This window comes from Micromonospora sp. NPDC005163 (assembly GCF_053599835.1).
In genome coordinates this window covers 19620-38662 of the sequence record NZ_JBSFYP010000020.1, presented here as the reverse complement: position 1 = coordinate 38662, position 19043 = coordinate 19620, and the positions used below count along the sequence as shown (strand labels likewise).

Genomic DNA, 19043 nt, shown 5'->3' with positions numbered 1-19043 from the left:
GCAGGCTAACCGCCGGTGCGGTTTGTCTAGGCGTCAGCCCGAGAATACTGTGTATTATACCGAGTATGCTAACCGTAGTTGATGGATCGTGAGCATCCGTCACGCCATGCTGGCGCTGCTCACCGAGGCACCGAAGTACGGTCTCCAACTCCGCCAGGAGTTCGAGGCGCGAACCGGCGAGGTCTGGCCGCTCAACGTCGGGCAGGTCTACACCACGCTGCAACGCCTGGAGCGCGAGGGGCACGTCGAGTCCGACGACGCCGGCCGCGACGGCGCCCAGAAGCGCTACCGGCTCACCGCCGACGGCGAGCGCGAGCTGCACAGCTGGCTGCGTACGCCGCCGCAGGCCGGGCCGCCGCCCCGGGACGAGCTCGTCATGAAGGTGCAGGTGGCGATGCGGCTGCCTCAGGTGGACGTGACCGGGATCCTCCAGGCCCACCGGCGGCGGATCGTCGAGGAGATGCAGCACTACACGCATCTCAAGGCCGACGCGTCGCCGGAGGACGTCGGCCTGGGCCTCGTCGTCGACGCCGAGTTGTTCCGGCTGGAAGCGGTCGTCCGGTGGCTGGACGCCGCGGACGCGCGCCTGCGTACCCGTCCGACGCCGCCCGCCGACCAGGCCGCCGCACCGCCTGCCGCCGACGCTCCCGCCGGGCGTACGACGCGGCCGGACCGCGACCGGACGTCAGGAGCCCGGCGATGAGCGTCGTGTTGAGCCTGCGACAGGTGTCCAAGGTGTACGGCGCCGGTGCCGCCGCCGTGCACGCCCTGCGCGCGGTGGACCTCGACGTGGTCGCCGGTGAACTGGTCGCCGTGATGGGCCCCAGCGGCTCGGGCAAGAGCACCCTGCTCACCATCGCGGGCACCCTGGAGGAGCCCACCACGGGCCAGGTCACGGTGTGCGGGTCCGACCTCGCCACGCTCTCCGCCGACGCCACCGCGCGGCTGCGTCGCCGGTCGCTCGGCTTCGTCTTCCAGGATCTGAACCTGCTCGCCGGCCTCTCCGCCGCCGAGAACGTGGCCCTGCCCCTGGAGCTGGACGGCATGGCCGCGCGTCCGGCGCGAGCCGCCGCCCTGCGGGTGCTCGACGAGCTGGGGTTGACCGACCGCGCCGCGCACTTCCCCGACGACCTCTCCGGCGGCGAGCGCCAACGAGTCGCGATCGCCCGCGCCGTGGTGGGGGACCGGCGGCTGCTGCTCGCCGACGAGCCCACCGGCGCCCTCGACGCCGCCAACGGCGAAGCCGTCCTGCGGATGCTCCGCTCGGCCTGCAAGCGCGGCATCGCGGGAGTGATGGTCACCCACGACGCCCAGCTCGCCTCCTGGGCCGATCGGGTGATCTTCATACGGGACGGCCGGGTCGTCGACCAGACCGCGCCGTCGGCCGGCCCGGACGCCCTGCTCGCCCCGGACCCGGCGCTGTGACCGCCACCGCGAATCCGAGCCGGACGGCCACCCGGCCCACGGGCGGCGGACTCCCGGCCCGCCGCGCGGTGATCCGCTGGGCGGTACGACTGTTCCGCCGCGAGTGGCGGCAGCAACTGCTGGCCATCGCGCTGCTCACCGTCGCGGTCACCGGCGCCACCTTCGGTCTGGCGGCGACCTGGAACCTCCCCCCGTCGAGCGACGCCACGTTCGGCCGCGCCGACCAGCTCATCCGGATCCCCGGCGACGACCCCGCCGAGCTGGACACCCAGGTCACCGCCGCTCGGGCGTGGTTCGGCACGATCGACGTGATCGGTCACCGGCGCGTGCCGGTGCCGGGACTGTTCGACCCGGTGGACGTCCGGGCCCAGGACCCCGCCGGCGCGTACGGCGGCCCGATGCTCGACCTGCGGCAGGGCCGCTACCCGACCGGGCCCGCCGAGCTGGCGGTGACCGACGGGGTGGCGGAAGCCCTGCGCGCCGGGCTCGGCGCCCGGGTCCCGCTCGGTGACGCCGACCGCCTGATCGTCGGGGTGGTCGAGAATCCGGCGGACCTGCACGACGAGTTCGCCCTCACCGACCCCGCCCACGCCGAGCGGCCGCAGTCGGTGACCGTGCTGGTGGCCGGCGACCGCGACACCATGGAGGCCTTCCGCCGGACCATCGACGGCCCGCTGGTGCGCGAGTCCCGGCCGGCGGCCGAGCGCACCGCGCTCACCCTCGCCGCGCTGGCGCTGGCAACCGTCGGCCTGCTACTCGTGTCGCTCGTGGCCGCCGCCGGGTTCGTGGTGCTGGCGCAGCGCCGGCTGCGTCAGCTCGGCATGCTGGCGGCGATGGGCGCCACCCGCCGACATCTGCGGCTGGTGCTGCTGGTCAACGGCGCGGCTGTCGGGGTGGTCGCCGCAGTCTGCGGCACCGCCGTCGGGGTCGCCGCCTGGCTGGTCACCGCCGGTCTCGTCGAGACCGCCGCCGGGCACCGCATCGGCCGCTTCGACCTGCCCTGGCTCACCATCGGCGTGGGCATGCTGCTGGCCGTGGTCACCGCGACCGCCGCCGCCTGGTGGCCGGCCCGCGCGGTGGCGCGTACCCCGATCATGAGCGCGCTGTCGGCACGGCCACCGGCCCCGCCGGCGGCGCGACGGACCGCCGTGGCCGCGGCCGCGCTGCTCGCCGCCGGCCTCACCGCCCTGGTGCTCTCCGACGGGTCGAACCCGCTGCTCATCGTCGTGGGCAGCGTCGGCACCGTGCTCGGCGTGCTGCTCGCCAGCCCGCTGACCATCCCGGCTCTGGCGGCGGCCCGGGGCGGCCTGCCGGTGGCCGTCCGGCTCGCACTGGCCGACCTGGCCCGGTATCGCGTTCGGGCCGGTGCGGCGCTCGCCGCCATCAGTCTCGCGGTGGGCCTGTCGGCGGCCATCGTGGTGGGCTCCGCCGCGGCGGAGTACCGCAGCCGGGAGGCCGCCGGGCTGGGCAACCTGGCGGACAGCCAGTTGCTGATCCGGATCGGGCAGCCGGATCCGGTGATTCCGGAGCGTACGGCGGCCGAGATCGCCGCTCTCCAGACCCGGACCGACACCATCGCGGCCGGCGTTGGCGCGGCCACCGTCATTCCGCTCGACATGGCGGTGGTGGCCTCGCACACCGACCCGGGTCGGGAGGGGGGACCGACCGGCCACCCGGCCGTCGAGATCGCCGTTCCGGCAGCGGCCGGCGAGTCGACCCCCTCCCATCCGCTCTACGTGGTCAGTCCCGGACTGCTCCGGCTGAACGGGGCGGACGGGATGGCGGTCGACGCCGACACCGACGTGCTCACCGCCCGCACCGGTGAGCTGGAGCTGGTGAACATCCCGGCCCGGGGCGTGCGGCCGAGCGTGCGCACCCTGCCCCGGTCCGGCTACACCGGGCTGCCCGACTCGTTGATCACTCCCGCCGCGCTCGCCCGGCACGGCTGGCAGCCGGCCCGGGTCGGCTGGTTCCTCGCGGCCGACCACCCCCTCACCGGCGCGCAGCTGGCCACGGCCCAGGAGATGGCCGCCACCGCCGGGCTCACCATCGAGTCACGCCGGTCGCAGAGTTCGCTGACCGCGCTGCGCACCGGTGCGACCGTCGCCGGCGTACTGCTCGCGCTCGGGGTGCTGGCGACGACCGTCGGGCTCATCCGGGGCGAGGCGGCGGCGGACCTACGCACCCTGGCCGCGACCGGCGCGCCGAGGCGGGTACGACGGACACTCACCGCCACCACCGCCGGAGCGCTCGCGCTGCTCGGCGCCGTGCTGGGCGTGGCCGGCGCGTACCTGGCGCTGGCCGCTGCTCTGCACCGTGACCTCGACCCGCTCGGCGCCGTGCCCGTCGCGCACCTCGTCGCGATCGTCAGCGGGCTGCTGGTGGTCGCCACCGGCGCCGGATGGCTGCTCGCCGGCCGGCTGCCGCCGTCGCTGTCCCGGCGCGTCCTGGACTGAGCGCCGGGCGAGACCAGGGCACCCTGGGCGCCGATCGGCGCGGCGCCCAGGGTGCCTCGGTCTCGCCCACCCCCGTTCAGGCCACCGGCGTGGCGGTCCCGGTCGTGCGGGCGAGGCGCTGGTGGGCGCGGATCAGCTCGGCGTAGCGCAGGCCGCTCGCCTTCACCGTCCGGCGCTGGGTGGCGTAGTCCACGTGCACCAACCCGAAGCGCTTGTCATAGCCGTACGCCCACTCGAAGTTGTCCAGCAGCGACCAGACGAAGTAGCCGTCCAGCGGCACACCCCGGGCCACCGCCGACGCGCAGGCCGCCAGGTGCTGCTCCAGATGGTCGGTGCGCTCCTTGTCCTCCACCGTGCCGTCCGCGGTGACCTCGTCCGGCCACGCCGAGCCGCTCTCGGTGACGATGATCCGGCCCGGCCGGTACTCCCGGCTCACCTCGACCAGCAGCCGCTCCAGCCCCGCCGGGTACACCTCCCAGCCCATCGCGGTCTCCACCGAGCCGGGCACCGGCACCTGCCGGGCGTACGGCGGCGGCCCGGCCGGGTCGTCGACCACGAGTTGCCGGAAGTAGTAGTTCACGCCGAGGAAGTCGGTGGGCGTGGCGATCACCGCCAGGTCGTCGCCGCGTACCGGCGGTTCGACACCGTAGGTGGCGATCATGTCGGCGGGGTAGCCGCGCCCGTGCACCGGGTCCAGCCACCAGCGGTTGACGTGCCCGTCCGCCCGCCGGGCGGCGGCGACGTCCTCGGGCCGGTCGGTCGCCGGCTCGATCGGGCTGAGGTTGAGCACCAGCCCCACCGAGGCCGGCTTGGCGGCGTTGGCCCGTACCGCCTGGGTGCCCAGGCCGTGCCCGAGGAGCACGTGGTGCGAGGTGTGCACCGCGCGGGTCAGGTCCTGCTCGCCGGGTGCCATCCGCCGCTCCAGGTGCCCGATCCAGGACACGCAGAGTGGCTCGTTGACTGTGTTCCAGTCGGTCACCCGGTCACCGAGGCGGGCGGCGACCACGGCCGCGTAGTCGGCGAACGCCTCGGCGGTGGCGCGCCTCGGCCAGCCGCCCTTGTCCTGCAGGGCCTGCGGCAGGTCCCAGTGGTAGAGCGTGACGAACGGCCGGATGCCGTCGGCGAGCAGCGTGTCGACGAGCCGGTCGTAGAAGTCCAGCCCGGCGGGCTACTGCTACTTCAACGTGAACCCGGCCGTCGTCGCGGACCGGGCCATCGAGGCGCCCACCAACCCGAACGTGCGGTTCACCAACATGGTCACCGTCTCGCTCGGCGGTGTCGGCACCATCAACCGGGTGATCAACAACGCCGGCGGCACCGCGAACGCGGCCACCCAGCAGGTGTACCTGACCACCTATCCCTGACCGGGGCGCCCCGACCGGCCCGGTCGCGCCGACGAACCGGGCCGGCCCGGCCGCCTCCGCGCCTCCGCTCAGCCGCGAAACGTCGGGCATGTGACTCCCGGCGCGCCCAATGCGATGATCGCGTGACGGCTGGGCTGGCATCGACGGTCCTATACTGGGCGCACCGGTCGTGGGACCCGTGAGCGGAGGCGGGCGTGCCACTCTTCTTCCTGAGCTACGCCCAAGAGGACAACCGCAACGGTCAGGTGCAGGCGTTCTTCGGCGATCTCAGCGAGGCGGTGGCCGGGCTGGCCGGGGTCCGCTGGCACGAGGCCGGGTTCATCGACGGGCAGATGCTGCTGGGCACCACCTGGACGGACGCCCTGGCCGGCGCTCTCTCCACCAGCGCCTGCCTGATCGCGCTCACCTCCCCCCGGTACGTCGTCAGTGACTACTGTGGCCGGGAGTTCCGGGTCTTCGCCGACCGGATCGACGAGCACGAGCGGCAGTTCCAGGTCCGCCCGCCAGCGCTGGTACCGGTGCAGTGGATCCCCTGCGACCGGCTGCCCGAGGTGGTCGGCACCTACCAGTACCGCAACTTCCCGACCGGCACGGTCTACGCCCAGGACGGGCTGCTCACCCTCAAGCAACGCCGCCGGCACGAGGACGAGTACCGGGACTTCGTCGACGCGCTGGCCAAGCACATCGTGCAGACCGCGCGCGACCACACCCTGCACCAGCCGGCGCAGCGCCCGACCCTGGCCAAGGTGACCAGCGCGTTCGGTCAGCCGGCCCGCCCGCAGGCGCAGACCGGGCCGGCCGTGGCCGGCGCCGTGCAGCGGGCCACCAGCGCGCGGCACGTGCACATCGTGCTGGTCGCCGGCAGCTCCGCCGAGCTGGCCGACAGCCGTCCCGGCGCCGAGGAGCGCTACGGCGCGGTCTCCCGGGACTGGCGGCCGTACCGGCCCGAGCTGGAGGTGCCGATCGGCAGCTGGGCCGGCGCCATCGCAACCACCAAGAGCTACGGCTGGACGGTGGAGGATGCGGAGGAGTTGGCCGCGGTCCGGGAATGGGCCCGGGCCCACAACCAGATCGTCGTGCTGGTGGTCGACGTCTGGTCGGCCGACCTGCCGCGCTACCAGCTCAGTTTGATCCGCTACGACCGCGACGTGGCCTCGCCGCGGGCGCCGGTGCTCGTACCCTGGACGGCCGCCGACGACGCCGCGTCCGGTGGTAACCGCAAGATGTGGGACACGCTGGCCCGGGTGCTCCCGCATCACGTGCTGCACAACACCCGCGACCTGTGGCGCACCGAGATCGCGACCTCCGCCCGCTTCCAGGAGGAGCTGGAGGACGTGCTGGTGGTCGAACAGGGCCGGATCTACCGCACGGGCACGGTCTACCAGGAGCCACCCACGGACGGCTCCGGCCAACGCCCGATCCTCGAAGGTCCCTAGGGGAGGCAGGCCATGGCGGTGAACGAGACGGCACGCGGCCAGATCGTGACCTTCTATTCGTACAAGGGCGGCACCGGCCGGACGATGGCGCTCGCCAACGTGGCCTGGATCCTCGCCAGTCAGGGCCTGCAGGTGCTGGTGGTCGACTGGGATCTGGAATCCCCGGGCCTGCACCGCTACTTCCACCCGTTCCTGCGGGACAAGGAGCTGCGGGCCACCCCGGGCGTGATCGAGATGATCTGGGATTACTCGATCGCCACCATGCAACGCAACCGGGACGAGGACTCCCAGGAGCTGCTCACCGGGCACGGCAAGATCCAGCGACGGGCGGTCTCCCTGAACTGGGACTTCAGCCACGGCGGCGTCATCGACTTCGTGGCCGCCGGGCAGCAGGACTCGGCGTACTCCCGGCTGGTGAGCACGTTCGACTGGGCCAACTTCTACGAGCGGCAGGGCGGCGCGTCGTTCATCGACGCGGTCCGCGCGCAGATGCGCGCCGAGTACGACGTGGTGCTGATCGACAGCCGCACCGGCCTCAGCGACGTGGCCGGCATCTGCACCGTGCAACTGCCCGACCTGGTGGTCAACTGCTTCACCATGTCCACCCAGAGCATCCGCGGCGCGGCGGCGGTGGCCCGCTCCATCCGCGGCCAGCGCCCGGACGACCCGCCGCTGCTGCTGCCGGTGCCCATGCGGGTGGAGGACGCCGAACTGCGCAAGCTGGAGACCGGCCGCGACCTAGTCCGGGCCGAGTTCGCACCCTTCCTCGACCACCTCTCCGACTCGGCGGCGGCCCGCTACTGGAACACCATCGAGGTGCCGTACCGCGCCTTCTACGCCTACGAGGAGATCCTCGCCGCCTTCGGCGACCGGCCCGAGCAGGTGGGCACCCTGCTCGCCGCGTACGAGCAGCTCGCCTCGGTGGTCACCGGGGGCCGGGTCACCACGTTGCACCCGATGCCCGAGGAGGACCGGCGTCGCTCGCTGACCGAGTTCGAGCGCAGCCGGCTCACCGCCGAGCAGGCCGTGCTGGTCAGCTACGCGTCCGCCGACCGGCTCTGGGCCGAGTGGATCACCGACCAGTTGGAGGAGGCCGGGCTGCGGGTGGACCGCCGGGCGGTGGACGTCCCGCTGCGTGCCGGAGGGCGGGCCGAGTTCGACCGGGCCGTCGGCGGCGCCAGCCGGGTGCTGGCCGTGCTCACCCGGCACTACGCGGGCACCTCGCTCGCCGCCGAGGTGTGGAAGACCGCCTCCGGCCGGGACCAGCTCGGCGGCGGGGGCCTGCTGGTGCCGCTGCGGGTGGACGAGTCGCGGCTGCCCGTCCCGTACAGCGACCGCAGCCCCGTGGACCTCACTGACGTCGATCCATCCACCGCCCGGACCCGGCTGCTGGAGGCGGCCGGCGCCTCGGCGGTCGCGGTCGGCGGGCGCGCGGTCGGCCGGTTCCCCGGCCCGTTCCCGGCGGTGTCCAACGTCCGCCAGCACGGCACCCCGTTCGTCGGCAGGGCCGCCCAGCTGGAGGCGCTGCGCGACCGGCTCACCGCCGCACCGGACTCGACGACACAGGTGGTGCACGGCCTGGGCGGAGTCGGCAAGACCCAGCTCGCCGCCGAGTACGCGCTGCGCTTCGGCCGCGACTACGACCTGGTCTGGTGGATCCCGGCGGACAGCGAGGACCGCATCCGTGGCGGCCTCGCCGACCTCGGCCAGGCGATGGGGCTGGGCAGCGGCGGCGGCGCGGACGCGGTCCGCCGGGTGCTCGACGCGCTGCGCCGGGGCGGCCCGGACCGGCGCTGGCTGATCATCATGGACAACGCCAACGAACCCACCCGGGGCACCAGGGCGCTTCTGCCGCAGGGCCCGGGCCACGTGCTGCTCACCACCCGCGACCAGAGCTGGAGCGAGTACGCCACCGCGACCGAGTTGAGCGTCTTCGACCGCGCCGAGAGCGTCCAGCTGTTGCGTGACCGGGTCCGCGGGCTCACTGACGGCGAGGCGACGCAGGTGGCCGAGAAACTCGGGGACCTGCCGCTCGCGGTCGAGCAGGGTGCGGCGTACCTGCGGGCCACCGCGATGCAGGTCGACCGGTACCTCGCCTCGCTGGACACGCCAGGGCTGCTGCGGATCCTCGACGGCCGGCAGTCCGCCGGCTACTCCAAGACGCTCGCCGCCACCTGGCTGGTCACCCTGGCCCAGCTCCGCTCTGAGAAGCCGGCGGCCGCCCGGCTGTTGGAACTCTGCTCGTTCTACGCGCCGGAGCCCATCCCGGTCGCCATGCTCACCGGCGAGCGCTTCGCGAGCTTCATGGCCCCGTTCGACCCGACGTTGACCGACCCGATCCTGCAGGGCCTGGTCACCGCCGAGCTGGGTCGCTACGGGCTGGCCCAGGTGGACGCGGAGAACAACTCCGTCCGCATCCACCGGCTGGTCCAACTGGTCATCCAGGATCAGCTCGACGACGCGGAGGAGGCCCGCCGGCAGGCCCAGTCGCTGCTCGCGGCGGCCAGCCCACGGGACCCGGACAAGCCGGTCAACTGGCCCCGGTACGCCGAGCTGTGGCCGCACGTGCGTCCCAGCGGGCTGCACCTGTCCACCATGGACGAGGCGCGGCAACTGGTCGTGGACATCGTGCGCTACCTCTACCGGCGCGGCGACTACGACACCAGCCGGGCGTTGGCGCAGGAGTCGCTGGCCGGTTGGCGCGACACCGACGATGACGAGCCGACCAAGCTGCGGATGCGCTTCCACCTGGCGAACGTGCTGCGCGCGCAGAGCCATTTCGACCAGGCGTACGAGATCGACCGGGACGTGTACGACCGGCAGCGGCGGATCTTCGGCGAGGAGCACCTCTACACCCTGATGACCGCCCGCAGCCTGGGCGCCGACCTGCGTGCCCAGGGCCTCTACCACGATGCCGAGGCGCAGGACCGGCGCACCCTGGAGCTGAGCGTGCGCACCTTCGGCGACGACAGCGGCCGGACCCTCACCGCGGAGAACAACCTCGCCGTGTCGCTGCGGCTGGTCGGCGACTTTCGCGGTGCCGCCCTGCTGGACCAGCACATCCATGAGCGGCGGCGGGCCCGCTTCGGCGAGGAGGACCCGTCCACCCTGGCCTCGGCCAGCAACTATGGGCGGGGGCTACGGGACACGGGCGAGCTGTGGCGCTCGCACAGCGTGCTGCAACGCACCTACACCGTCCAGCAGAAGGTGATCGGCGCGGACCACCCGGAGACCCTCCGGACGGCCAAGGAGCTGGCGCTCACCCTGCGCCAGCTCGGCCGCTTCGCCGACGCGCACCGGCTGATCGAACGGACCGTGGTCCGCTACCAGCGCATCCTCGGTGGCGAGCACGCCGACACGTTGTCCGCCGAGATGGCGCTGGCCACCACCTGGTCGGCGGTCGGCGACAACCAGACCGCGCTCCGGGTGGCCCGGCGGCTGCGGGACGGCTACAACGAGGTGCTCGGCGAGACACACGCCATCACCCTGGCCTGCCTGAACAACCTCGGCGTGCTGCTGCGCAAGCAGGGCGACCACGTCCAGGCCCGGGACCTCGCCCAGCGGGTCCGCGACCAGTTGCTGGCCACCCTCGGCGAGCGGCACCCGCACACCCTGTTGGCCACCCTCAACCTCGCCAACGACCTGTTCGCCCTCGGCGACCGGGACACCGCGCTGCTGCTGGACACCACGGCGTACGTGGAGTTGACCCGGGCGCTGGGCGCCGAGCACCCGGACACCCTCTCCGCGTCGGTCAACCTGGCGTTGAGCCGGCTCGCCACGGAGAGCGAGGCGGACGCCGGGCGCGCCCTCTACGACGAGGCGTTCGGGCAGCTGGTGCAGCTCTTCGGGGGGGACAACCCGCGGGTGGTGCAGGCCCGCCAGCGGGAGCGCGCGAACGCCTACATCGAACCGGCCCTGCTCTAGGGGGTTGTCCGCACACCCGGCGGGGACGGCGGGGTGGCCTGGTCGAGCACGCTCACCGGACGCTCGAAGAACGTCTCGAGCACGACGATGGTCTGGGTGCCGGTGACTCCGTCGATGTCAAAGATGCCGCGCAGCACCGCCTGAAGGTCTTCGGTTGTCGCGGTGCGGATCTTCACCAGCAGCGAGGCCGCGCCGGCGATGACATGAGCTTCCTGGATGCCGGGCATGGCCGCGAGGGCGGCACAGGTGTCGCCCATCCACGTGTTGCCGTCGACCATCACGAAGGCCGACACGCCGCGGTCCACGGCGGCCGGATCGACGTCGATGGTGGTGCGGCGGATCACGCCGCGTTCGCGGAGCTTGCGCACCCGGTCGTGCGCCGAGCCCGCCGACAGACCCACCGCCTTCCCCAGCGCCGCGTAGGACTGGGTGGCGTCGTCCTGCAGGCGCGCCAACAACGCACGGTCGATGTCGTCTACCACGCAGCCGCTCCTTCAAAACATAATCCCGCAAACCAGCCTGTTGACCATACCAGGTTCGGTCCGAGTAGGCTTGGCCCGAACGTGATCGGCGAAATCTGGGAGGCATGGCGATGGTCGAGACTGTTCCGGCGGAGTTTCACCTGCTCGACGAGCGTTTCCGCTACCTGGACGGCGACTTCGTCGTCGAACGGCTGCACACGGGCGCACGCAAGACCGAGGGCCCGGCGTACTTCCCAGCCGGCCGGTACCTGGTGTGGAGCGACATCCCCAACGATCGACTGCTGCGCTGGGACGAGACCACCGGCGCGGTCGGCGTCTACCGCCACGCTTCGGGCTACGCCAACGGCAACACCGTGGACCGCCAGGGCCGGCTGGTCACGTGCGAACAGGGCAACCGGCGAGTCACCCGCACCGAACATGACGGCACGATCACCGTGCTCGCCGACCGCTACGAGGGTCGGCGGCTCAACAGCCCCAACGACGTCGTGGTACGCGCCGACGGCACGATCTGGTTCACCGATCCGAGCTACGGCATCCACTCCGACTACGAGGGCAACAAGGGCGAGAACGAGTTCGGCGGCGCGTGCCACGTGTTCCGCCTCGACCCGGCCACCGGCGACCTGCGGATCGTCGCCGACGATTTCTGTCGCCCCAACGGCCTGGCCTTCTCCGGCGACGAGCAGCAGGTCTACATCGTCGACACCCGGCAGGAACCGAGCCACATCCGCGTTTTCGACGTCACCGCCGACGGCTCCCTGACCGGCGGGAGGGTCTTCGCCGAATGCGATTTCGGCCGCTTCGACGGCCTCCGCGTCGACGACGCCGGGCGCGTGTGGGCCGCGTCCTGGGACGGCCTGCACTGCTTTGACCCCGACGGCACCCTCATTGGCAAGCTTCTGCTGCCCGAATCGGTCGCCAACCTCACCTTCGGCGGGCCGAAACGCAACCACCTGTTCATCACCGCCGGCGCTTCCGTGTACGCGCTGCGAGTCACCTTCAACGGCGCCCGCTACCCGGCGGCCACCGGAGGCGAGGCGAGATGAGCGACGACCTGCGCACGGCGCGGGTCATGGAGAAGCCGGGGCGTCGAGGCACCACGTCGCCAACGCCAGCAGGTCGGCGTCGGGCACCGCCCGGTGGACCGCGCGAACCAGGTCCGGGCGGGTCGCCAGGGCAACGGCCGCGGCCGGATGCCCGGTTCGCCGGGCGGCGAGCGCCAGTCCCACCCAGGCGTCGGTGTCCCCGGGATCGTCGCTCAGTCGTCGTCGGTACCCATCCAGTGCCCGCACCGGATCGCCTTCCGCGTAAGCCCGGTCAGACGGGTCCAGCATGGACGGACCAGTGTCGCCGGTCAGCAGTCGCCCACGTACCGCAGCCTCCGGTCCGGTCTCCACGGCGAGCGCCGGGGCGGCCGGGCGTGGCGCGACCGTCGGCGGCGGCCCGTCGTCCGGGCGTGGCTGCTCGCGCCGCCAGGCCCGCACCGCGCGGTCGACCTCATCCGGGTAGGGGGTCAGGTTGGCCAGGCCCCAGCGCACCGCGCCGCCGTCGGCGATGTCCCGCACCGCCGACTCGACCCGTTCGTCGACCGGCTCGCGCCAGCCGCGCAGGGTGCCCGCCATGCCGGCCACGAAGCTCCGCCCGGCGTCGGTCAGCTCCACCGCGTCGGTGAGCTGCCGGATCGCGCGGGCGGTCTGCTCCCGCCAGTACGCGAACTCGAACGCGGCGGTCATGCCCTCCGCCCGCCGGCAGCGCCACACCTCGGCCACCCCCAGGTGCGCGTACGCGCCCTGGAGCAGGGCGCCGACCGGGCGGGGGTCGAGCCGCCACGGCGCCCGGTAGCGGGCCGGCCCGCCGGGGCCGTGCAGCGGCACCAGGTCCAGCAGCGCACCGAGTTTGGTGTGTTGCAGCTCGTGCACCAGCAGCAGGGCGAGGGTCTTCGGGTCGGCCGGCACGGACAGCGCGATGGCGCCCAGCGCGTCCCGACTGGTCGCGCTCACCGCGTGCCCGGACGGCGGCGGCCGCAGCGGCACCAGCGAGCGCAGCAACCCGGCCAGCCCGTCGGCGTGGGCCGGCAGGTTGACGCGCAGCCACCGCCACGCCTGCCCGGTCAGCCGGCTCAGGTCGGCGGCGGCGTCGTCGGCGAGTCGGGGCGCGGGCGGGTGGTGGTACCGGCGCCGCCACGGGTCCTGGTCGTCGATGGTGACCTCGACGCCGGCGGCCGGGGCGATCCGCCGCGCCGGCAGCCAGCGCGCCGGCCCGTCCCGCGGGACGATCCGCACGGTGCCGTGCCGGGCGCTCACCACCGTCGGGCCGGGGGTGAGATCCACCGCGCCGCCGAGGGTGGGCAGCAGCAGCGTGCCGTCCGGGCAGGGCAGCGTCAGCTCGAAGGCGAGACCCGCCCGGGTCGCCGCGGCAGCGGCGAGCGCGGCCAGGTAGCCGGCGTCGGCGGGCCGGTCGATGGCCGCGCGCGCCCAGCCGGTGAGCGGCGGGTGCGCCAGCACCTCGGCGACCGCCGCCGGGTCGGCCCGCTCGGCCCGGGTGAGCAGCTCCAGGCCGCGCCGGGCCAGCGGGTCGTCGCCGTACGCGCGGGCGGCGGCGACCGTCAGCAGCCTGCGCCGGCCCAACTGCCCGCCGCGCAGCACGTCGAGGGCGGTGGGGTCACCGTGCCCGCCGGCCAGCCCGGCGAACTGCATCCCGGACAGCGGCCCCGACACGGCTCACCGCCCCGCGGGCACGATCGCCCCGGCGCCCACCGCCTCCGCCGCGCCGCCCGCGACCGGTGTCTGGACCGTGTCGCGCGGTGCCGCCTCGGCCGGGCCGGGCTGGGCGGCGACGCGGCGGCGCAGCGCGTCCAGGTCGGCGGCGACCACCGACCGCACGTGCCGGATCAACCGGAACAGGTCGGGGCAGTAGACCGACGGGTGGGCGAAGCCGGCGCCGTCGCGGAAGCGGTGCGCGTACAGGCCACCGCCGCAGGCGCCGACGACCGGGCAGGCCCGGCAGGCCGCCGCGAGAGCTGCCAACCCGGTCGGCCGCCCGGCCAGCGACGGGTGGCGCAGCGCCTCGTCGAAGCTGTGCCGGAAGACGTCCAACCCGGTACGCATCGCCGACGTGGTGGTCGTCTTGAGGGTGTCGGTGCCCTCGATGGTGCCGTCGGTCTCGATCGTCATGATGTCCGGCTCGGCAACGCCCAGCGCCTGGGTGCCGCTGCGCCCGCCGAGCAGCACCGCGATGAGCGACTCGAACAGCCGGATCCCGGTGCGCCGGGGCGTCTCCCGGTACCAGGTGTCGAAGACGGCGATCAGCCAGTCCGCGTACGGGGTGGCGGGGTCGTCGGGGTGGCGGCCGGGCGGGGGAGTGCTCCAGTTGCCGTGCGGCAGCAACAGGTCCAGCAGGGGCGGATCGAACTCCAGCAGGCTCCGGTAGACGCTGACCGGATCGTTGGCGAGGTCGACGGTGCAGAGCAGGCCGGCGTACCGGGCCCGGTGCTCGGGTCGGGCCAGCAGGCGCAGCGCGGCGGCCACCTCGGTGAAGCTGCCCCGCCCGTCGGCGTGCCGGCGGTGCCGGTCGTTGGCCGTGCGGTCGCCGTCCACGCTCACCCCGACGTCGACGCCGTGCGTGTGGCAGAAGGCGAGCACCGCCTCGTCCAGCAGCAGCCCGTTGGTCTGCATCGTGACGTCGAGGGTGGTGCCGGCGGGCATCGCGGCGCGCAGCGTACGCACCGTCCGGTCGAGCACGGCGACGCCGGCCAGCAGCGGCTCCCCGCCGTGCAGGACCACGCGGACCCGGTCGGTGCGGTGCCGGGCGACGTGGGCGGCCAGCCGGTCGGCCACCCGGGCCACGGTGGCCGGCGCGATCACCCGGGGCCGGTCCCGCCAGCCCTGGTCGGCGTGCCGGTAGACGTAGCAGTAGTCGCAGGCCAGGTTGCAGCGCGAGTGCACCTTCAGCACCAGTTGGCGTACCCGGGGCGCGGTCGGGGCAGTGGGCGGTGCGGCCGCCGGTGCCACGCCCGCGGCAGGGCGGCGTCGGTCGGCCGACGGCGAGGCGTCGGCCGACACGGTCAGAAGCTCGACTCGAACGCGGACACGTCGCCGGGCCGGGCCGGGTCACCCTCGGTGACCAGCGTGGCCAGCACGTGGGCCAGCACACCGTCACCGGCGCCGGCCAGCAGATCCGCCAACGGCACGTCGCCGAGCCGCACCAGGGCGGCGCCGGCGGTGACGGGCGTGGGCGGTTGGGCGTGCTCAGCCACCGTGGACCGCCCCACGGTCAACGACCGGCACCTGCGTCACCGCTGCGCTCACTCCGCCTTTCTACACCATCGCGCCCGGCCCGGGATGGCGCGACACCGCAGCTCGCACACGCTGGCCACCCCGCCGTCACCTGGCGTACCACCGCCGCCGTCGTGCCGCCCCGCGACCTCGGCCGACGTGGCCGGCGTTCGGATTTCTTCCGGGCGGTCTGTCGATCCGGCCGGCGGCCGTTCGTGTGGAGGATGAGAGGTCGGCGACGGGCCGGCCGCCCCGCGAGGAGGAACGATGACTCTCTACCTGCTCAGCATCCACCAGCCGCAGGGTGAGCTGCCGCCGGAGCCGGAGTTCCTGGCCGGGGTTATGCGCCAGCTCGGCGAGTTGCGTGACGAGCTGACCGCCACCGGGTCATGGGTCTTCGGGCAGGGCCTGCACAGCCCGGAATCCGCCACCGTGCTGCGCCCCCGCGACGGCGAGGTGCTCGTCACCGACGGGCCGTTCGTCGAGGGCAAGGAGTACCTGGGCGGCATCACCATCATCGACGTTCCGGACCTGGACGCCGCCCTGGACTGGGGCCGCCGCTACGCGCTGGCCACCACCCTGCCGGTCGAGGTCCGCCCGTTCCAGGGTGGAGCCGGCGACTGACCGTGGAGAACCTGGAGTCGGTGTTCCGCGCGGAGTACGGCCGCGCGGTCGCCGTCCTGGTCCGCCTCCTCGGCGACATCGACCTCGCCGAGGAGGCCGTCCAGGACGCCTTCACCATCGCGCTGCGACGGTGGCCGCAGACCGGCCCGCCACCCAGCCCGGCCGGCTGGATTATCACCACCGCCCGGAACCGGGCCATCGACCGGCTGCGCCGGGAAGCGTCCCGGGCCGACCGGCACGCCCAGGCGGCCCTGCTGTACGCCGCCGACCCACCCGTCGAGGAGACACCGGTGAGCGACGACCGGCTACGTCTGATCTTTACCTGCTGCCATCCGGCGTTGGCCCCGGCCGCCCGGGTCGCGCTCACTCTCCGCCTGCTCGGCGGTCTGAGCACCGCCGAGATCGCCCGCGCCTTCCTGGTGCCCGAGCCGACGATGGCGCAGCGGCTGGTCCGGGCCAAGTCGAAGATCCGCGACGCGCGGATCCCGTACCGCGTTCCGCGCGACGCCGACCTGCCCGACCGGCTGCACGCCGTGCTCGCGGTTCTCTACCTGATCTTCAACGAGGGGTACACGGCCAGCACCGGACGGCGACTGGTCCGCACGGAGCTGTGCGCCGAGGCGGTCCGGCTGGCCCGACTGCTGGTCGAGCTGATGCCGGACGAGCCGGAGGCGCTCGGCCTGCTCGCCCTGATGCTGCTCACCGAGTCCCGTCGGGACCCGCGGACCACCACCGACGGCGACCTCGTTCCGCTGCCCCGGCAGGACCGGGCCCGGTGGGACGCCGCGCTGGTCGCCGAGGGACAGTCGCTGGTCCGCCGCTGTCTGCGCCGCGACCAGCCGGGGCCGTACCAGATCCAGGCCGCGATCGCCGCCGTGCACAGCGCCGCGCCGCGCGCCACCGACACCGACTGGGGGCAGATCCTCCAGCTGTACGACCACCTGCTGGCGGTGGCCCCCGGCCCGGTGGTGGCGCTGAACCGGGCGGTCGCGCTCGCCGAGGTGGCCGGACCGGCGGTGGCGTTGGCCGAAGTGGACCGGCTCGACCTGGACGGCTACCACGTACGGCACGCGGTCCGCGCCGACCTGCTGGCTCGGCTCGGCCGGGGCGGGGAGGCCGCCGTGGCGTACCGGAGGGCAGCCGCGCTGACCGACAACGCGGCCGAACAGGCATTCCTCAGCGGGCGGGCGGCGGCTCTGTCGACCGACTGACCACCCCGCGCCGGCTGACAGCTCAGCGGATGTCGTGCGTCTGGATCCAGAGTTCCAGCAGCCCGAGCTGCCACAGCTTGTTGCTGCCGGCCGCAGCCTCGGCGCGGTCCGGCTCGGCGAGCAGCCGTCCCACGTACTCCGGGCGGAACAGCCCCCGCTCCCGCGCGGCCGGCGCCTGCAACGCCTCGGCCACCAGCTCCCGAACCGGCCCGTCCACGTTGCGCAGCGCCGGCACAGGGAAGTAGCCCTTCGGCCGGTCGATGACCTCGGCCGGCACCACCCCCCGGGCGACCTCCTTGAGCACGCCCTTGCCGCCCTGGGCCACCTTGTGCTCCGGCGGGCAGTGCGCGGCCAGGGTGACCAGGTCCTGGTCGAGGAAGGGGGTGCGCACCTCCAGGCCCCACGCCATGCTCATGTTGTCCACCCGCTTGACCGGGTCGTCCGGCAGCATCAGGTGGGTGTCCAGGCGCAGCACCGCGTCCAGCGCGGTCTGCGCACCGGGGGCGGCGAGGTGCTCGGTCAGCAGGTCGCGGCTGGCGTCGTGGTCCAGCGCGTACGCCGGGCCGACGATCCGGCGCAGCTCGTCGTGGTCGCGGTCGAAGAACGCGGTGGCGAACGTCTCGGCGGCGCCGTGCCGGGGCGCCTCGGTCAGTGGCTGGTGGTAGCCGTAGCCGGCGAACACCTCGTCGGCGCCCTGCCCGGACTGGGCCACCTTCACGTGCTGGGCCACCTGCTCGGAGAGCAGGTGGAAGGCGACGACGTCGTGGCTGCCCATCGGCTCGGCCATCGCCTGGACGGCGCGCCGCACGGCGGGCACCAGGTCGTCGTTGGACAGCCGGATCCGGTCGTGGTCGGTGTCGTACGCGCGGGCCACCAGGTCGGAGTAGTGGAACTCGTCGCCGGACTCGCCGCCGCGGCTGTCGAAACCGATGCTGAACGTGCGCAGGTGCCGCTGGCCGGCCTCGGCGAGCAGCGCCACGATGAGGCTGGAGTCCAGCCCACCGGAGAGCAGCACCCCGACCGGCACGTCGGCGACCAACCGCCGGCGTACCGCCGTGCGCAGCGCGTCCCCCACGGCGGCCCGCCAGTCGGCGGCGTCCATGCCGGCGTCGGCCGGCTCCCGCACGTAGTCCGGCCGCCAGTACACCTCCTCCCGGTTGCGCCCGTCCGCCTCGATCACCCGCAGGGTGGCCGGCGGCAGCTTGCGTACGCCGCGCAGCACGGTCCGTGGCGCGGGCACGATGGAGTGCCAGGACAGGTAGTGGTGCAGCGCCACCGGGTCGACGCTGGTGTCCACGTCGCCGGCACGCAGCAACGCCGGCAGGGTGGAGGCGAACCGCAGCCGCCCGGGGGTCTCGGCGAGGTAGAGCGGTTTGATGCCGAGCCGGTCACGGGCCAGCACCAGCCGCCGCCGGGCCCGGTCGACCAGCCCGATCGCGAACATGCCGACCAGGTGGTCGACGAAGCGGTCACCCCAGTGCGCGTACGCCACCAGGATCACCTCGGTGTCGCTGGTGGAGTGGAAGGCGTACCCGGCGTGGGTCAGTTCCTCGCGCAGCTCGGGATAGTTGTAGATGCAGCCGTTGAAGACCAGCGCTAGGCCCAGGTCCTCGCGCACCATCGGCTGGCCGCCCGCGTCGGACAGGTCGATGATGGTCAGCCGGCGGTGCCCCAACGTCACCCAGCCGTCGGTGAACAGGCCCTCGCCGTCCGGGCCGCGTGACCGCATCGCCTCGGTCATCCGGGTGACCGCCCCCGCGTCGGGCGGCCTGCCGTCGAACCGAGCCTCGCCGCTGATCCCGCACATCAGGCGGGGTGGTGAGTCAGATGGGACACCAGCGGCACGGACA

At 73.7% G+C, this 19043-nt stretch carries 15 protein-coding genes; 9 read left to right on the top strand and 6 right to left on the bottom strand.

The features are described from left to right. The first annotated feature begins 88 nt into the window (after positions 1-88). Genes ACWD6N_RS16040 through ACWD6N_RS16030 form a run of 3 tightly spaced genes read left to right on the top strand, consistent with a single transcriptional unit; the run spans position 89 to position 3881 of the window. The gene (locus ACWD6N_RS16040; protein WP_354962341.1) at positions 89-703 is read left to right on the top strand and encodes a PadR family transcriptional regulator; all 615 of its coding nucleotides are present in this window, start codon (positions 89-91) and stop codon (positions 701-703) included. Continuing rightward, positions 700-1425, top strand: a complete 726-nt coding sequence (locus ACWD6N_RS16035) for an ABC transporter ATP-binding protein (RefSeq protein WP_450004939.1) — start codon at positions 700-702, stop codon at positions 1423-1425. Before ACWD6N_RS16040 ends, ACWD6N_RS16035 begins: the two co-directional genes overlap by 4 nt. Beyond that, a complete protein-coding gene (locus ACWD6N_RS16030; protein WP_450004938.1) occupies positions 1422-3881 on the top strand; it encodes an FtsX-like permease family protein in 2460 nt (819 codons plus the stop codon). Before ACWD6N_RS16035 ends, ACWD6N_RS16030 begins: the two co-directional genes overlap by 4 nt. 76 nt (positions 3882-3957) lie before the next feature. Here ACWD6N_RS16030 and ACWD6N_RS16025 read toward each other — a convergent pair whose 3' ends face one another. Beyond that, positions 3958-5040, bottom strand: coding sequence for a family 1 glycosylhydrolase (locus tag ACWD6N_RS16025; RefSeq protein WP_450004944.1), 1083 nt, complete (start codon positions 5038-5040; stop codon positions 3958-3960). Positions 5041-5065: 25 nt separating this feature from the next. Here ACWD6N_RS16025 and ACWD6N_RS16020 point away from each other — a divergent pair, with 25 nt between their 5' ends. The 3 genes from ACWD6N_RS16020 (at position 5066) to fxsT (ending at position 10605) form a co-directional block, all read left to right on the top strand. Continuing rightward, the gene (locus ACWD6N_RS16020; RefSeq protein ID WP_450004937.1) at positions 5066-5245 is read left to right on the top strand and encodes a hypothetical protein; all 180 of its coding nucleotides are present in this window, start codon (positions 5066-5068) and stop codon (positions 5243-5245) included. 194 nt (positions 5246-5439) lie between these two features. After that, positions 5440-6681: a TIR-like protein FxsC gene (locus ACWD6N_RS16015; protein ID WP_450004936.1), complete on the top strand. Its 1242-nt coding sequence runs from the start codon at positions 5440-5442 to the stop codon at positions 6679-6681. 12 nt (positions 6682-6693) lie between these two features. Next, the gene (gene fxsT, locus ACWD6N_RS16010) at positions 6694-10605 is read left to right on the top strand and encodes an FxSxx-COOH system tetratricopeptide repeat protein (RefSeq protein WP_450004935.1); all 3912 of its coding nucleotides are present in this window, start codon (positions 6694-6696) and stop codon (positions 10603-10605) included. On the opposite strand, the gene ACWD6N_RS16005 is transcribed toward fxsT, so the two are convergent. Next, positions 10602-11087 (bottom strand): Lrp/AsnC family transcriptional regulator, encoded by a 486-nt coding sequence (locus ACWD6N_RS16005; RefSeq protein ID WP_354962335.1) that lies wholly within the window; start codon positions 11085-11087, stop codon positions 10602-10604. The genes fxsT and ACWD6N_RS16005 overlap by 4 nt on opposite strands. Before the next feature lie 110 nt (positions 11088-11197). Between ACWD6N_RS16005 and ACWD6N_RS16000 the strand changes: the two genes are divergently transcribed. Beyond that, positions 11198-12130 carry an SMP-30/gluconolactonase/LRE family protein gene (locus ACWD6N_RS16000; RefSeq protein ID WP_354962584.1) on the top strand — a complete coding sequence of 311 codons (933 nt, stop codon included), beginning with the start codon at positions 11198-11200 and terminating at the stop codon, positions 12128-12130. Positions 12131-12154: 24 nt separating this feature from the next. On the opposite strand, the gene ACWD6N_RS15995 is transcribed toward ACWD6N_RS16000, so the two are convergent. From ACWD6N_RS15995 to fxsA, 3 genes are read right to left on the bottom strand one after another with little or no spacing between them, the layout of a single operon-like run. Continuing rightward, positions 12155-13801 (bottom strand): aKG-HExxH-type peptide beta-hydroxylase, encoded by a 1647-nt coding sequence (locus ACWD6N_RS15995; RefSeq protein WP_450004934.1) that lies wholly within the window; start codon positions 13799-13801, stop codon positions 12155-12157. A gap of 3 nt (positions 13802-13804) precedes the next feature. Beyond that, positions 13805-15145 (bottom strand): FxsB family cyclophane-forming radical SAM/SPASM peptide maturase, encoded by a 1341-nt coding sequence (locus ACWD6N_RS15990; protein ID WP_450004933.1) that lies wholly within the window; start codon positions 15143-15145, stop codon positions 13805-13807. Positions 15146-15147: 2 nt separating this feature from the next. Further along, on the bottom strand, positions 15148-15339 hold the full coding sequence (fxsA, locus tag ACWD6N_RS15985) for an FxSxx-COOH cyclophane-containing RiPP peptide (RefSeq protein ID WP_387322295.1): 192 nt from the start codon (positions 15337-15339) through the stop codon (positions 15148-15150). Positions 15340-15625: 286 nt separating this feature from the next. On the opposite strand from fxsA, the gene ACWD6N_RS15980 reads away from it, so the two are divergent. Together ACWD6N_RS15980 and ACWD6N_RS15975 are read left to right on the top strand one after the other, a co-directional pair. Beyond that, positions 15626-15982 (top strand): YciI family protein, encoded by a 357-nt coding sequence (locus ACWD6N_RS15980; protein ID WP_354962332.1) that lies wholly within the window; start codon positions 15626-15628, stop codon positions 15980-15982. A 2-nt stretch (positions 15983-15984) separates the two neighbouring features. Further along, positions 15985-17193: an RNA polymerase sigma factor gene (locus tag ACWD6N_RS15975; protein ID WP_450004932.1), complete on the top strand. Its 1209-nt coding sequence runs from the start codon at positions 15985-15987 to the stop codon at positions 17191-17193. Between the two features lie 22 nt (positions 17194-17215). On the opposite strand, the gene ACWD6N_RS15970 is transcribed toward ACWD6N_RS15975, so the two are convergent. Next, positions 17216-19000 carry an N-acetylglutaminylglutamine amidotransferase gene (locus ACWD6N_RS15970; RefSeq protein WP_450004931.1) on the bottom strand — a complete coding sequence of 595 codons (1785 nt, stop codon included), beginning with the start codon at positions 18998-19000 and terminating at the stop codon, positions 17216-17218. Positions 19001-19043: the final 43 nt, after the last annotated feature.

What these genes read in the sequence shown, in the direction of transcription:
- ACWD6N_RS16035 (WP_450004939.1), top strand. Translation starts at nt 700, where the DNA reads ATGAGCGTCGTGTTGAGCCTGCGACAGGTGTCCAAGGTGTACGGCGCC.
- fxsT (WP_450004935.1), top strand. Translation starts at nt 6,694, where the DNA reads ATGGCGGTGAACGAGACGGCACGCGGCCAGATCGTGACCTTCTATTCG.
- ACWD6N_RS16000 (WP_354962584.1), top strand. Translation starts at nt 11,198, where the DNA reads ATGGTCGAGACTGTTCCGGCGGAGTTTCACCTGCTCGACGAGCGTTTC.
- ACWD6N_RS15980 (WP_354962332.1), top strand. Translation starts at nt 15,626, where the DNA reads ATGACTCTCTACCTGCTCAGCATCCACCAGCCGCAGGGTGAGCTGCCG.
- ACWD6N_RS15970 (WP_450004931.1), bottom strand. Translation starts at nt 19,000, where the DNA reads ATGTGCGGGATCAGCGGCGAGGCTCGGTTCGACGGCAGGCCGCCCGAC.